This window comes from Microbulbifer maximicatervae (SeqCode), assembly GCF_052468155.1.
Map to the genome: position 1 here is coordinate 802,243 of NZ_CP174335.1, position 14,888 is coordinate 817,130.

The 14,888-nt window shown below is 43.2% G+C and carries 16 protein-coding genes; 11 read left to right on the plus strand and 5 right to left on the minus strand.

Annotated elements, in window-relative coordinates:
- Positions 1–244 precede the first annotated feature (244 nt).
- The gene (locus ACJJIY_RS03275; protein WP_445359092.1) at positions 245–655 is read left to right on the plus strand and encodes a hypothetical protein; all 411 of its coding nucleotides are present in this window, start codon (positions 245–247) and stop codon (positions 653–655) included.
- On the plus strand, positions 615–1,115 hold the full coding sequence (locus ACJJIY_RS03280) for a hypothetical protein (protein ID WP_445359093.1): 501 nt from the start codon (positions 615–617) through the stop codon (positions 1,113–1,115). Before ACJJIY_RS03275 ends, ACJJIY_RS03280 begins: the two co-directional genes overlap by 41 nt.
- A gap of 78 nt (positions 1,116–1,193) precedes the next feature.
- On the opposite strand, the gene ltrA is transcribed toward ACJJIY_RS03280, so the two are convergent.
- Complete coding sequence (gene ltrA, locus ACJJIY_RS03285) at positions 1,194–2,465, minus strand: group II intron reverse transcriptase/maturase (protein WP_444926033.1); 1,272 nt, start codon at positions 2,463–2,465, stop codon at positions 1,194–1,196.
- Positions 2,466–3,519: 1,054 nt separating this feature from the next.
- On the opposite strand from ltrA, the gene ACJJIY_RS03290 reads away from it, so the two are divergent.
- From ACJJIY_RS03290 to ACJJIY_RS03320, 7 genes are all read left to right on the plus strand, one after another.
- Positions 3,520–4,026: a hypothetical protein gene (locus ACJJIY_RS03290; RefSeq protein WP_445359094.1), complete on the plus strand. Its 507-nt coding sequence runs from the start codon at positions 3,520–3,522 to the stop codon at positions 4,024–4,026.
- 237 nt (positions 4,027–4,263) lie between these two features.
- A complete protein-coding gene (locus ACJJIY_RS03295) occupies positions 4,264–4,791 on the plus strand; it encodes a hypothetical protein (protein ID WP_445359095.1) in 528 nt (175 codons plus the stop codon).
- Positions 4,792–4,925: 134 nt separating this feature from the next.
- Positions 4,926–5,306, plus strand: a complete 381-nt coding sequence (locus ACJJIY_RS03300) for a hypothetical protein (protein ID WP_445359096.1) — start codon at positions 4,926–4,928, stop codon at positions 5,304–5,306.
- Positions 5,307–5,379: 73 nt separating this feature from the next.
- On the plus strand, positions 5,380–5,727 hold the full coding sequence (locus ACJJIY_RS03305; protein WP_444895865.1) for a hypothetical protein: 348 nt from the start codon (positions 5,380–5,382) through the stop codon (positions 5,725–5,727).
- Positions 5,728–5,827: 100 nt separating this feature from the next.
- Positions 5,828–6,046: a DUF6500 family protein gene (locus ACJJIY_RS03310; RefSeq protein ID WP_444895864.1), complete on the plus strand. Its 219-nt coding sequence runs from the start codon at positions 5,828–5,830 to the stop codon at positions 6,044–6,046.
- Positions 6,047–6,402: 356 nt separating this feature from the next.
- The gene (locus ACJJIY_RS03315; RefSeq protein WP_445359097.1) at positions 6,403–7,128 is read left to right on the plus strand and encodes an MBL fold metallo-hydrolase; all 726 of its coding nucleotides are present in this window, start codon (positions 6,403–6,405) and stop codon (positions 7,126–7,128) included.
- A gap of 93 nt (positions 7,129–7,221) precedes the next feature.
- On the plus strand, positions 7,222–7,587 hold the full coding sequence (locus tag ACJJIY_RS03320) for a hypothetical protein (protein ID WP_444895862.1): 366 nt from the start codon (positions 7,222–7,224) through the stop codon (positions 7,585–7,587).
- Positions 7,588–7,680: 93 nt separating this feature from the next.
- Here ACJJIY_RS03320 and csrA read toward each other — a convergent pair whose 3' ends face one another.
- A complete protein-coding gene (gene csrA / locus ACJJIY_RS03325) occupies positions 7,681–7,869 on the minus strand; it encodes a carbon storage regulator CsrA (protein WP_444895861.1) in 189 nt (62 codons plus the stop codon).
- Positions 7,870–9,400: 1,531 nt separating this feature from the next.
- Here csrA and ACJJIY_RS03330 point away from each other — a divergent pair.
- Both ACJJIY_RS03330 and ACJJIY_RS03335 read left to right on the plus strand, forming a co-directional pair.
- Entirely contained in the window at positions 9,401–9,553 is a 153-nt protein-coding gene (locus ACJJIY_RS03330) for a hypothetical protein (RefSeq protein ID WP_445355511.1), read from the plus strand.
- A 1,230-nt stretch (positions 9,554–10,783) separates the two neighbouring features.
- A complete protein-coding gene (locus ACJJIY_RS03335) occupies positions 10,784–11,758 on the plus strand; it encodes a hypothetical protein (RefSeq protein WP_445355510.1) in 975 nt (324 codons plus the stop codon).
- A 198-nt stretch (positions 11,759–11,956) separates the two neighbouring features.
- Here ACJJIY_RS03335 and gcvH read toward each other — a convergent pair whose 3' ends face one another.
- The 3 genes from gcvH to ACJJIY_RS03350 all read right to left on the minus strand — a co-directional run bounded on the left by gcvH (position 11,957) and on the right by ACJJIY_RS03350 (position 14,883).
- On the minus strand, positions 11,957–12,343 hold the full coding sequence (gcvH, locus tag ACJJIY_RS03340) for a glycine cleavage system protein GcvH (RefSeq protein WP_444895858.1): 387 nt from the start codon (positions 12,341–12,343) through the stop codon (positions 11,957–11,959).
- A gap of 66 nt (positions 12,344–12,409) precedes the next feature.
- The gene (gene gcvT / locus ACJJIY_RS03345; RefSeq protein WP_445359098.1) at positions 12,410–13,498 is read right to left on the minus strand and encodes a glycine cleavage system aminomethyltransferase GcvT; all 1,089 of its coding nucleotides are present in this window, start codon (positions 13,496–13,498) and stop codon (positions 12,410–12,412) included.
- Positions 13,499–13,767: 269 nt separating this feature from the next.
- The gene (locus ACJJIY_RS03350; RefSeq protein WP_444907019.1) at positions 13,768–14,883 is read right to left on the minus strand and encodes a CNNM domain-containing protein; all 1,116 of its coding nucleotides are present in this window, start codon (positions 14,881–14,883) and stop codon (positions 13,768–13,770) included.
- Between the last annotated feature and the right edge of the window lie 5 nt (positions 14,884–14,888).

A 14,888-nucleotide genomic window follows, 5' to 3' on the forward strand; every position in this document is an offset into this window, starting at 1 on the left:
CGCTGCAATTTCGCGGATTGCCAGTAAGATAGGAATTGGTTAGGGAAAGTGCGGTATTCTTCCCTCTTAAATATTGGGCAGGGTCCAGCCAAGCTGTGGCTGGCAAAGTGCCAGTAGGTAGTCCTGAGCGCGCCAGCCATAACCAGGCTAGGCAAGCTTGCCCAACCCCTTCGGGGCTGGGCTGGACAGCCTACGCGTTGCTTCGGCTGCCCTTGCTAGCGGCGTTAATTTTCTAAGAGTAGCCATGCCTTACAAGAATATTATTAGATCTGTTGTAGTGATTTTTTTAGTCGTTGCTGCTTACTATGTTGGCGAGCATCGGGGGTTCAAGCGGGGTGTAGAAATTTCTACAGTTTTTGCTTCATCGGGAAGGTCAGTAGATGAAGCAAATATGATTGCTCTTCTTCTCGGATATGCGAGGCAGGGGGAAGAAGAAAAAATGTATGAATGGGGCGAAAAGTTCATTGTCCAGAACATGGATACATACAACAGTCTTCAAAGAGTGCTCGCTACAGAGTCTGCGGCAATAAAAGATACAAAGCTCTATGATATGCTTGATCTAATGGTCAACTCATATCCACACAGTATAACGGAAGATTACATAGAAACATACATTGAGGCAGGCAAGAACTCCTCGGCCAGCCCCGAAAATTAACCAGGCCAGTCAAGCTCGCCCACCCCCTTCGGGGCTGGGCTGGACAGCCTATGCTCCGCTTCGGCTGCCCTTGCTGGAAATGTTATTGCTACAAAGGGAAGTAATGCGTATCTTTCAATTATTGATTCTCATCTTTATTTTAACTGGTTGTGTAAAGCACCACTCTGAAGATGAATTTGATATTGATTTAGTAGAAAAGTCGGCAATAGAAATTTTGAAATCAAATCCAGGGAATTCGATCGTAAATATTGAAAAGCTGCCATTGTCTTTGTCAAAATTAAAGCCTTATTCTGTTCGCACAGGTGAAACAGGGATTTATATTACGTTGGATAAATCGTTCGTGAGTGAAAGTGGTATATATATTTCACGTACTGGATATACTCCTAATACATCAGAAGGCTTAGATCCAAGTTTTAAGCTTTTGAAAAGTAGAACGTTTAGCTATGTATTAAAAGGGTAGTAATAAATCGGGTAGCCGGTAGTTTCTAACTACCGCCCCCCACACCACCCATCGTGCGGGTCCGCAATGGGCGGTTCCCTATCCGTAATGAATCTCTACCCAACGATCTCGCAATGAGATCAAGCCCATCTCTTCGAAGAACTCATTATTAAGCGCAATATGAATACCCTCAGTTTTTGCGCTTCGCCAGTAACTTTTAGCAGACGAGCCGCAGGTAACTGCCAGCGATTCACTCACACCCATGCGTAGCAAATTTCGAACTTTCGTTCTTACCCTACGCCAATTCTTCCAATAGCTCATTCTTAATCGCCGCCGTATCCAGCAGTCTAGATCAATACATTTTTGGTAGCCTTGTGCTATACCAAAATAATTAATCCAGCCACGGAGGAATACGGTAAGCTCTTTCATTCTCTTCTCCATCGAAATACCACGGGATCGCCCTGTAATCTGACGGACGTGATATTTAAATTGGCGCAGCGACTTATCATGCCAGACAAGCTTTGCTCCACGGAAAGAAAACCCCAGAAACTTACACCGGCTAACGGGGACTACTTGGCTTTTAGCATCGTTAACTTTGAGTTTAAGCTTGCGCTCAACAAAGCGTTTGATGCTGGCCATAACCCGTTCACCTGAGCGTTTAGAGGAAACGACAATCACGAAATCGTCCGCATAGCGGACGAAATTGTGTCGGCGTTTTTCCAGCTCTTTGTCGAGCAGATCGAGTACAATATTGGATAGCAGCGGCGATAAAGGGCCACCTTGCGGCACCCCCTCATAACACGCTTGCCAACATCCATCTTCTACCCAGCCTACGCGCAAGTAGCTTGCGATCAGTTTGAGTAAACGCTTATCGTTAATTCTTTGGCCGAGTAAGCTCATGAGAAAGTCATGATTCACTCGATCGAAGAACTTGGATAGATCGACATCCACCGCTATTCGCTTGCCACCCTCGATATACTTTTGTAGTTTTTTCACCGCGTGATGCTGTGATCGCTTTGGCCGGAAGCCATAGCTAAACTCTGAAAAAGTCACATCGAAAATAGGGTTGATGATTTGCGCGATAGCTTGCTGAATAACACGATCAAAAATCGTAGGTATCCCTAGCCCTCGCTGACCACCATCTGACTTGCGAATGTAGACGCGTCTAACAGGCAACGGCTGGTAATGACCTTGCCGAATGGCTTCGATAATTTCATTCCCAACTACCTTGAAGTGCTGCACAAAATCATCAACGGTGACCCCATCAATGCCTGCTGCACCTTTGTTGCTTCGCACGTGTTTCCATGCAGCATTAAGATTTTCTTTGCTGAGGATGACTTCAAGCAGATTTTCATTTGAGTTGAGTGTCATGGCAGTGCGCTACGTCAATTTTATATCCGGCTGGCAACACATCGGTAGGCTAGCCCTGTCTTTTAACTCGTGGATTTTGGGTTCAAGCCTTCACCGTATCCAAGGTATTAATCTTGGCATTAGGCTACTATGCCGTCGGCTGACTTCTGTTCAATCACCTTGGCCATTACTGGCCGAGGCGCCGCTGTGTTCCACCAATTTTGTTTACCCCCTCGATGGTGGCTAGCGGGCTGGGCCTACTTATGAGTCAGCGGCCACGCTGACAGCTTTACAGCAGCAGGTTGAACAGATCTCCCCAGATAAGAACGTGAACTTTCACTACACAACTGCATCATTTACTTTACCCGTTAGATCACATGGCTTCGGTGTTCTTGGCCACCTCGCCTCCAGGCTAAGCCTTATATGATGTTTCTGTCCGTCAGCTCGTAGCTTTGCTAGCGGCTTCCTCTCCACAAGACCTCACGGTGTTGCAGTTGCCATTCGCTAGTAGTTAGCATTTAATGGAATCCATTAAACGGTGATCCTCCTACAGGGGACTTTCACCCCATTAGTTCACGCCCATGCTGGGCGTACCAAGGCACTGCAACCGACCTCCGGCGGCTGAGCGCGGCATTATGTGCAGTCATAAATTCAACAATCGGATCTAGTCTTGAAGTCACTATCTGAAAAAATTGCATGGTATTGTCAGAAAGAGAAAAGGCATTGGAAGCGTATTTATCACTGTGCTGAAATCGCTTTCATTTCAGTATCCGCACTAATTTTAACTGTACTTATTCAGATATATGGCAACGGTACTAAGCTTCAAATTGGGGTTGTCGCACTCACTTCGGCTTTAACTATCACATCAGCCTCATTAGCCCCTCTCGTATTCAAATCCAATACTCTCAATCGCTGGCAAACTCAAATGGTTACTATCGGACTTGGTTGCGGAGTCGGAATCTCTGCGATATGCACGCTGTTTCTATTTGAGTTGCAGCTTGCTAGCACATAACACGTTGATGAATTTCGCTCCGTCCTTACAGGGCTTCACCGGACATGCTACGCTGCGCTTCGCATGCCGATTATCGAAGCGTTAACTGTATTTTCTATGGACCTATATACAATCAATTTGACAACCAAAACACGCAAGATGGTAAACCCCTTTACTGAAGAGGTTTCCTATGCATCTGTAGATAATCCTATTACCGCTTCGGCAAAAAGTAACCTCAAGCAGCTCTTGTTAGAATTAGGTGCAACTTCTGAAGAAGATACTTATGTTTATGTGCCACTAGAAAGTGGCACGACGCTAAGATTAGGAATATTCAATTTTCTAGAAAATGAATCTTTGGTGGGTATTGCATTTGAGTACGATGATTTAGATATATCGCTTGCTAAGGCCTTGTTTCAAATTTGCAGGACAGGTGAGTTGATTATTCGGTCCGGAACTGATGAAGAGCCTGTGGCTGTAGTAGCAGAACTCGCTAACCCCTCGTTGCAATCGCGCTGGTTAAAGCTAGAGAAAATCCGGCGAGCCGAAGATCTTTTAACCTGGATGCAGTCGAATTTAGAATGTAACAGTTAACAAGGTACTACAACTGATCGCTAACGCGCCGGTTGAGCTTGGCGTTCAGGCTGTAGAAAAACTAATTTATGTCTTTGCTTTCTTGGGCGTGATTAAATATTAACCATAAATGGTGATTCTAAGTGAATTCTGATCTAACTTTCACAGATAAGTAGGCTATTTTTCACGTAGAAGCACAATAAGAAAAGAGGGCTGAGTTTTTCTACGCCCTCGTTAACTCTCTTAAGAGGTTGATGTATGTTCGAATCATTACTAAATAAACTTAAAGCAAAGAATGAGAAATATTCTCCTAGAAATATGTCATTCGATTTTAAGTTGTTCTTTATTTATCACATAGCTATGATGATTTTATTTGGTGGGAGACCTATAGAAAGCCCGTTAAATCAAGCTATGTTTGCAATGGCATTAGGAATAGCCTTAATTTTGGCATCAATCATATATAAAGCTAAATGCAATTGGTCGTGGCCTGGACTTTCAGTAACTAGTATTCCTATTGTAATATTCAATATTATTTTTCTGTATGCTTTTTTCGCTTTTTCAGCATATACAATAGTCTCAAATGGGAATATGCCAGATATTAAAAATACTGATATATTGCTTCTTACTCAAGAATCATGGGGTGTAATGTTGCAAGCATTCAATCACCCTGCATTAACTCCTTGGTTCTTGGGTGGAGCGGGTATTATGGTATTTATTACACTTTCAAACTTAAATCTTGTTTGTAGTAACAATAATAAATTTGAAGCTCAATGCAATGTCAGTTAACAAGTTTATCAACGACCACCCAACGGTAGGGCTGTTAGGCTGGACCTCCGTAAGCTGTCGCCAAAAAACGGCGCCATCTTACTCCGGCCCGTTACAAAGGCGTTATAAGGCATTAACCTAAGAGGAATCATCTAATGACAGAGGACGAACGTACTCTCGAGTCATTAAAACTACTTCGCGAGTCAAGCGCCTGGATGGTTGGTGTTCAAACTGCAATTTTTGGATTTCTGATTACGCTTCTTAATTCGGGGCAATTGAAACTTGGTAGCTTTCTTATTAAAATCGCGATTACTGCATTTGGGCTTTCAATAGTATGTGCTGGGATTGTACTTGGTGCAGTGCCATGGGTCCTTAGTCGAAAATCAATGCCTTCTTCAGTTCAACAGGCCCCCATAGCCGATTGGCCCCTAGTAAATAAAATCTCTATAGGCTGGGTAAGTGGGTTTCAATATCTTGCATTCGTAATTGGACTAGTCAGTCTTGGATCTGCAGTAATTTGGAAGCAGATAGGATAAAAATGCCTTATAACACATGCATGCAGAGCGACCTCCAAAAGGCTGCGCCTGATGCGAGGCGTCAACTGTCTCTATGAAATTAGATCGTACAAAAGAATTAATACACGGCACAATCAATGAGACAGAGCCTTATGAAGCTTTAGTTCATGTACTGGAATCTGCGATAGAGCTGGTACAGATTCCAGATAATGACTTTTGTTGGTCTTCATGGAATGACTCTGAAGAGGCAACTAAAGAAATCCAGAAACTACTTAATATGGTAAAGTCGTATGCTTTACCAGAAAAAGTCGAAGCTTCTGTTCTATTTGCACCAACTGGACCATTGCAAGAAGTTAGCTTAAGTAGCGGCTGGGCCGAGCCATTTCTTAAAGTAGCTGAGAAATATGATCAAGTAGAGAAGTTATTATGGCCAAACAGTTAACAAGGGTAGGCAATATCGTCAGCGCAAAAAGGAAACCTTCCCCCGTTGAGTAGACGCCTACCATTTTGAGTGGAGTAAGAGAAAATAAGGAAAAAATTTGATGAGGACAGAGCTTAGAAAAAAGATCATTGATGTTTGTAATCAAAAGATAGAAAAGAAAGGCAGCAACGTAGGTGTATCTTTCTATGCATTTTTTAAAAACAAGAATGATCAACCAGAAATTCTAATGGAGGCTGCGAGATGGTGGATAGAAACACACCAACTTGATCACTTTGAAAAGGCAGAAAAAATCAAGTCTATGATCAAGGCTGGTGTTTAACATGGTGATTTCCGTACAAAGTCACCAAAACCATAACAATACTGTCAACGACTCCCTACGAGCTTAACTCCGGTGCTGACGAACTTCCAGTCTTCACAGTGGGCTTTTAATCACGTTTAGTAGACACCCTGTAAAGTTAGATTTAGCCCTGACACAGAGGTGTATCTAAATTACGTAAGGTAAGCAAAACTTAGGAATCAAAGCTCACGACATGTTGATTACCATGTCTTACGGTGTTTAACATATCGATGAAATTTAACTAAAATGCAAAAGGATTTGCTTTGAATATTTTCAAAATTCTTCTTTCAATAATATTCATACTCATCAGCTCCACTGCTTCATCAAGCATAGTTAAGATGAAAATATCTGAACAACTATATATCTTAAGTGGAAAGGAATATGGTACTAATATCGGTTTAATAGCTGTAGAAAATGGCTTGATATTAATTGACCCTATGCCGGGAAATAATCATCTGAGTGAATTAGACCAAGTGATTCAGTCGATCTACGACAAGCCTGTTATTTTTATCTTAAATACACATGCTCACTCTGATCACACTGGAGGCAATAAGTATTTTGAGAGTAAAGGTGGAAAGCTTCTAGAAGGTGACATTCCTCCAGAAGGGTTTACTCACATTAGAGTTAAGTCTCATTCACCGGTTGACAATATATTTTATCACAAGGGGAGTAATGCAATATTTGTTGGTGATATTTTCGATACTAGCTGGCACCCCACATTTTATGCCGGTGGAATTAAAAGCTTCGGCAACGCAGTTGATACTATTTTAAACATGGGTGATGATCAAAGCTTAATCATACCCGGGCATGGTGTTACTGCCAATAAATCATCTCTAATTGAATTTAGAGAGAATACTTTTGCATGGATAGATAGAGTTCGAGAACTTTATCATAAAGAATCAGATTTAGAGAAAATAATAGCGGATACACAATTAAAGAGCATTTTACAGAAATTCAACGCGAGCGATAAAACCACATTTATACCTGAAAAGGCTTACAAAAGATTCATAGAGAGAACAATCTCTGTGATAGATAATGAAGAGAGTTTGCAACAAGCTCATTGATAGGGTGAGCTTTAGCACCCATCTTTTGTTATTATTCTTCTGAAGAAGAACCCTTCACTGTAAAACTTGTTAACTACAGGAGCCTACGCTCTATTGAAAGTCTTGGTATTTGATTTGAAGAAACTATTTATTTTTACCATTACACTCCTACTTGCACTTGCTGCATATTACCTTACTTTTACAGTTTTCTATGAGTCATGGTTCCCTTATTACTATGAGGAATATCTTTCATACTTCTTCTTAGCTGGACTAGCAATAGTTGTATTATTACCATTCGCCATTGCATCCACTTCAGGCCAAAAGAATGGCCTGGACTATCTTTCTAAGTACGCCAATTCAGCAACGAAGGTTCATTTAGCAGTAGTTATCTTATCTGTGTTAGTTTTTGTTTATATGATGTCCAATGGCGTTTTTTTAGATGAGGCCGGTATTTATCAAGTGGTACCATCAGGTGAATAGACGTAACTAGCAACGGTACCTGGCACCAAGACCGAAGCTCTGCTAAGGTTTTGATGCCGATGCTTTGGATGTTCCATAATTAGGGCCAAGTTCTCAACAGTTTCTATTCCCCTGCACCCTTCCCTTCTGGACACGTATGTAAATTTCTTCACGGTGAACTGGAAGTGATCTGGGAGCTTGTATTCCTATCTTTACCTGATTTCCCTTAACTTCCAATACTGTGATTGAGACATTGGCTCCGATCCTTAGGTTTTCACCAGTTCTACGCTTTAAGATCAACATATTTCTATTCTCTGATATTCAAGCCATGGGTAGACTTTTATTGATGGACGGCTGAGAAACTAATCTGTTGAAGAATGCAGGGGGAGCGCGAGAACGGTAGGCATGGAAGAAGAAAAGGCGGACGCAACGCTCCCAAAGCTTAGAGAATCTCTCCAAGCCGCTGGATGTACTCCAATTTATTGGAGACGAGCGGGTTTCTAGCGTATGATCCATACAGCCATTTTGATAGTTAAGGTATCAATTTGGTTAGCTGGCCCCTGGTGTTCCCGCACCTTGGGTCAGCGCCTTTTACTTACTCTTACGTCACGCTATCGTTCTCCTTTGAGAGAGTGGTTCTTTTAGAGAAATCTTGCTCTATTGAATCTCTTTGGTCATCGGCCTTCAAAAAGTGCCTCATTTACGACCAAAATACCAATAAATATCTATCGATTTTACGCAGATTTGACACTGAAACAAACTTAATAAATTTCAATAAGATCATTTTTGTGCCTATTTTTTGTAAGTTATCGCCTTGGAAAATATCGGAGCATGTAGAAAATTGGCAATCTTTAATAGCCTTTACGTTAGAACCTCAAGGCACAAGACAATCAAAAATAACTAAGTAAACGTACTCCTCATTTCAAAAGAAAAAGGCTAAGCATCTTCTAAGTATTGGATATATTGCCATGGGTTTTATGTGACTTACCCATTGGCATTCGCACTCTGATTTTCAGCCAATAATTTTGGAGAGATATCCTGCATGATCGTACCTATTTAAAAGTTCAATGTCCCTGAAAGCTCATTAATTACTCTTCTCAAGCCGTATATTTTGGCTGGGTGCTACTTATCATACATTCTGATATTTAAAATACTGCAGCATGCATCCTAACTAGTTAATTTATAACGTTTTTTCCATTTCCAAAGGAGGCGAGGCGGATATACTGTACACGTGATATGCCACTGGAATATTCTTCAATCGATACTGGTTGGTATACTAGTGGATGTCTTTCCCTGATTTGAGTCGTTTTCCATTCTCTGGGCATGCTGATAAGTGATATGATTTCGTCCACTTTCGATTATACGAATAGACCAGTCAAGGAGAATAAATGGTCAGTCAGAGAATTAATTATTTGCAGGTAGCAGGGATACTCACAGTGTTAGCTGCTTTAGTTCATATCGGGTGTATAGTATTTGGCGGTGATTGGTATCGATTTCTCGGTGCCGGTGAGCATATGGCTCAACTAGCTGAAAGTGGCCACCCCTACCCAACTATTGTAACTAGCGTAATTTCAGCCGTTCTACTGCTTTGGGCTAGCTACGCTTTTTCTGGTGCGGGTTTAATTGTGAGGTTACCGCTGATTCGGCTTGGCCTGATACTAATCTCAACGATATTTTTGGCTCGTGCGCTGGGTTTTTATTTCATAATGCCAGCCTTCCCAGATAATTCGCTAACTTTTTGGCTAACCAGCTCTGGCATATGTTTAATTCTCGGCTTAACCTATTCGCTTGGTTTAATACAGAGGTGGAACCTAATTAGCGAAAAGGACTAACAATGGGTGTGTTACTAGAAACTTTTATTCGTGCAGAACTCTCCGAATGCTTGATTGGTCGTATTGAAGCCACTATTGAAGATGCTAAGCTTAACCCATTGATAGCTTTTAGAGAGTTTAATGGAAATGTTTATGACCTTGTATTTAATTTTTAAAAATCAGAAGTAAGTGTAAATAGCGCCTTAGATACTAGTTCAACCGGCACTGAGAATTTGTCAATAGATGTATTTTTATTAGCAATAGGGTCCAAACTTAATTGTTACGTAAATTTGTAAAACTCAAACTTCTAGTTCTTGTGGTATGTACCTATTTAATAATAGGTTATGGTGAAGCGCGTGAACGGTGCAATCTGAAAATGTAACCATATTAAATAAATTGACTGATTAACAGTTAATTGTATTTTATCACTCGACTCCAGACTCTATAATACCAAAACAATTGGCACACGCCTGTCCACTAGAATTCCTAGTGTACTCAAGTAGTTTAAAAATTCCTTTTACCAATTATTAATTCGAAATACTGCATCATCAATTTGACTTTTAAGTATCTTCCAATTTCCATGTCTTTAGGGAAAGCCTCAGTCGGACATTGGCATTTTCGTTTAACTCGAATTTCCAATACCAAAGGTTGTTGTCTTACATATTGCCTGATTCGGCTTCAGTAACTACTAAATCGTACCATTTACTGTCTTCTTACTCTTATTTAGCACTCCCCGAGTAAGCAATAATTTAGAAACTCGATCAACTAATGCAACAAGATAGCTACCTTGACCACAAACTGTATCTCCCTTCCTGTTGCCAAGTTTGGTGTTTTCATCGAAAATCATCGTTCCTTCTATAATTTCATTGCTCTCTGGAATTAGATTACCTTCTACTAAGAAGGCCTGAACGGTTTCGATCAGCTTTGCCTTCCTTGGTAGCCGCAATCTCCTATTGAGCTTACCTATCCAGCGATAAATTTTCGCAAATTACTATTTTTTAACATCTGCCAAGCTTCATTTAACCCACAATTGGTACGGGTTTTACGTTTTTAGCCAATAGTCGCATTATATCTTCATAGTGAATTCGAACTTAGATTAATTACAAAGCCCATGCTGTCTTCGTAATGCTTTGCTGTGATAATTCTCTATACAGTAAAGATAAATCTATTGAGGTCTACAAAGCTGTTTTTGCTGGGAAAATTAAGTAGTAACTCAATGACTCAAGATGAATATTTCTGTTCATTGAAGGATTCGATCTGGTATCGTTCTTTCGTGGTCAGCTGGTTGGTATGCGATCCCATGGGATTACTGGCTTGTTCTTTGGAGGCTAACCAACCAATTAGCAGCTTACCTCATTCTTTATCGTCAACCATGTTGGTTATTGTGAAAATCTAGAGGTGAAAAAATGAAAAAAAACATAAAACTAACTACATTATCACTGCTTTTATTTGGATGCACGGAGAACCCAGAGAATCGGGAAATTATTCTTGGTAATGAAGAGGTGAATTGTCTCCAAATAAATTATGGGATGTCTGATCAAGAACTTATCAAGAGAATTTCCGTCAAAGATCGAAAACCAGATTTTACTTTATTGAAAAAAGTACACTTACCCGCGAATGCTTCTCTTTGCCAAAAACAAGATTTCATTGAAACAATACTCTATCTATCAAGCAACCAGCGTAGCTACACAGAAACCGACCCGCAAGTCAGCATGATTTCTCGTGCTTTAAAAGGTAATGAAGAAGACTTCTTACCAATGGCAAAATCTAACTGGCATTCACCGAACTCTTATATATCCGATGCTTACATTTCCATGATATCCGATAGGGGCATGAAAGACTTTGTGAAAAAACACTTTTCTAAATATCCTTGGCTTATCGAAGCCATAACTAGAAATGGCTGGAGCAAAGATTTCAAAGAAGAAATAATACAGTTTGTTGAAAACAAGAATGGTCATGTTAACTATCACTTCGCGACAGCATTTTCCCAGATAAATGATCCAGCCACAGAGGATCTAATACTGAAATCGTTCTTTAATAGTGGCGCAAATCGCCATATATTTTATTCAAGAATAGAAAAATTAGAATGGCTGACTCTAACCCCCTCATTAGAAAAGCTATGGCAGTCACCTGATGTCAATAAACTAGAACTCGCGTATTTGGCATACCCATTGGGCATCACAGGATTTATACCTGTTTTAGATTATCTTGCAAATAACGAAAATGGAAGCACATACGACAACCCTTACAGAAGTAATATAGATTTTTTCAATTATCTTACAGATCAAAATTTACAGCCCGGTGAGCTTAAAGAATGGCTGAAATTAAATCGTTCATCATTGGTTTTTGATAATGAAAGTAGGAAATTTAATTTAAATTGAAGAAATAAATGCACAGGAATTAAAAAGATATTCATTTTGACATTGCATTTTTCTAAACCTTTAATTAGGGATTTATCTCATACTCTAGGTATACAAGTTCAGAAGATAGCAAACTTTAAAAAGCTCATGACAAATAAAAAAGGCTGTGGGGATTAGCCACAGCCTTTTTTTAATATGCTTTTCAGCACATTCGCTCTATTAGTCTTCAGACTCTGAACGATATGTGTCTGCATCCAGCATATTGTCCAGCTCGCTCACGTCGGAGGGCTTGATGCGGAAGAACCAGCCATCGTCGTAAGGAGAGGAGTTTACAGTTTCCGGAGCGTCTTCCAGAGCTTCATTGACAGCAACTACTTCACCGGAAACCGGGGAGTAGATATCGCTGGCAGCTTTAACGGATTCAACTACACCTGCCTCGTCACCAGCAGCCAGGTTGGTGCCCACTTCTGGAGTCTCAACGTAAACCACATCACCCAGGGCATCTTGAGCGTGATCGCTGATGCCGATGGTTACGGTGCCGTCCTCTTCCAGGCGTGCCCACTCGTGGCTGGAGAGGTATTTCAATTCATTGCGGATTTCGCTCATGCTGTTATCCCTTGATTAAGCATCTAAGTTTATTGTCTTAGTGACGCGTACACCTCTGGGCGACGCTTAAATAACTGACTTGCCGTTGCGTACGAAGCAGGGCTTAACCACCTTGACTGGCTGCAGTTTCTTACGGATTTCCACCTGTGCGGTATCACCAACACTCACCGGAACTCGCGCCAAGGCGATAGAGTAACCCAGTGTGGGGGAGAAAGTGCCGCTGGTAATGATACCCCGGTCATCACTATCGTCTACCACTACCGGTTGACCTGCGCGCAATACACCGCGCTCTTCAAGCACCAGGCCTACAAGCTTGTGCTTAACACCATCGACTTTTTCCTGCTCCAGAACACCACGGCCGATAAAGTTGCGGCTCTCCGGTGCCCAGGCAACCGTCCAGGCCATGTTGGCAACCAACGGAGAGGTCTCATCGTCCATCTCATGTCCGTACAGGTTCATACCCGCTTCCAGGCGCAGGGTGTCGCGTGCACCCAGTCCACATGGAGAAACGCCCGCTTCGGCCAAGGCGCGCCAGAAACCACCGGCGTCTTCACCCGGCAACATAATTTCCAGGCCATCTTCACCGGTGTAACCGGTGCGCGCTACGAACCAGCCACCCCGGGCAACGCTTTGGAAAACTTTTAGTGCATCAATCGCGGAAGTCCAATCAATGCCCAAAACCTCTTTGGTTTTCTCGATGGCATTGGGGCCCTGGATAGCGACCATCGCTACATCCGGGCACTCTGTCAGGGTCACATCGAAGGACTCTGCCTGCTTGCGCATCCACGCCAGGTCTTTCTCGCGAGTTGCACAGTTAACAACCACTCGGTAGCCGGGATCGCGCAGGTAGACGATCAGGTCGTCAATCACACCGCCTTTGTCATTGAGCATGCCGGTGTAAAGGGCCTTACCCGGGTTGCCATCCAGCTTGGCCACATCATTGGCCAGCAGGTAGCGCAGGTAGTCGCGAGCTTGGGCGCCATCTACGTCGACCACGGTCATATGGGAGACATCGAACATCCCCGCATCGGTGCGCACCTTGTTGTGCTCATCCAGCTGCGAACCGTAGTGCAGCGGCATGTCCCATCCACCGAAATCCACCATTTTGCCGCCCATAGCGACATGCGTGTCATACAGAGGAGTTCTATTTCCCATTTTTAAAATCTCAGTCCGTCAGGTTCCGAAGCGGCGTATTCTAGCGGCTTGGGTACCGGCCTTTCCAGCGGGGCAGGCGCGGCAATATATATGCTCTGCAAGCCTAGCAGGCATTGGTAGTAAAACCTGTCCAGGTTCACAGAGGCCGTCAAAGATTCCGCTGGCGCTCTATCCTGCATTCGCCCGCGTTTGGGAATCGGGCAATACCCAATACCCGCTGTATTGGGCTAGTGCAGAAATGATCACTTTTTGATCAGATAAATTCTTAATCAGTCGCTGCCTCGATCGCGCCCTTGACCAGCCTCTTCCGCGTTCTCTTCTGTGTTTGCGGATTCGTCGACTTTGAGGCCGTACTTCTTCGATCTCCAGCGCCACAAACGCTTAGCCAACTCCTGGCGGTCGGGTGTTTTATCTGCCTCGTCGACAATTTCTTCCCCTAGCAGGGTCTCCAGTAGATCCTCCAGGGTCACCAAGCCCTCGAGACTGCCATATTCATCCATAACCGCACTAATCTGCACGCGGCGGGACAGCATTTTCTGGAACGCTTGGTAGATAGTGGCTGTTTCCGGCAGGATCAACATTTCACGGCGATAATCCGCCAGAGTTTTCTGGTGCTCACCTTTCGCGTAGGCCAGCAATAGCTCCTGTCGCAATACAAAACCCACCACACAATCCGGGTCGCGATTTTCATAGACTGGGATACGGGAGAAACGCCCTTTCTCTGCATCCTCGTAGGCCTCTTCCACAGTGATGTCCTGCGGCAGGGAGAAGACCACCGTGCGGGGAGTCATCACCTCGCGTACGGAGTGGTCCCGCAGGGTGAAGAATAGGTTGCGCAGGATGCTGGACTCCCGCTGCTCTAGCTGCCCTTCGGCCTCGCCAATTTCCGCCATAATGGCGAACTCATCGCGGCTAAAGCCCGTCAGGGTTGGGCCGTGGGACAGGCCTTTGGTCAACCACTCGGACATTTTTACAAACGGGTGGAGTAACCAAACCAGGCCGCGCAATACATAAGCGGTGCTTGGGGCCAATTGGCGCCAGTACACGGCTCCCAGGGTTTTAGGGATAATTTCAGAAAAAACCAGGATCAGCAGGGTCAGGATCGCTGAGGCGATACCCAGGTACTCATTGCCAAAAACCGCTGCTGCCTGGGCACCGGCACCTGCAGCACCCGCTGTGTGCGCAACGGTATTCAGGGTGAGGATAGCGGCCAGGGGGGCATTAATATCGGATTTTAATTTGCGCAGCAAAGACCCCGCTTTATGCCCCTCCCGCTCCATCAGGCGCACGTATGGGGTAGTTACGCTGAGAATAACTGACTCTGCTATCGAGCACAGAAAAGAAAAGCCAAGGGCAATAAAAACGTAGGTTATCAGTAAAATCATATAAT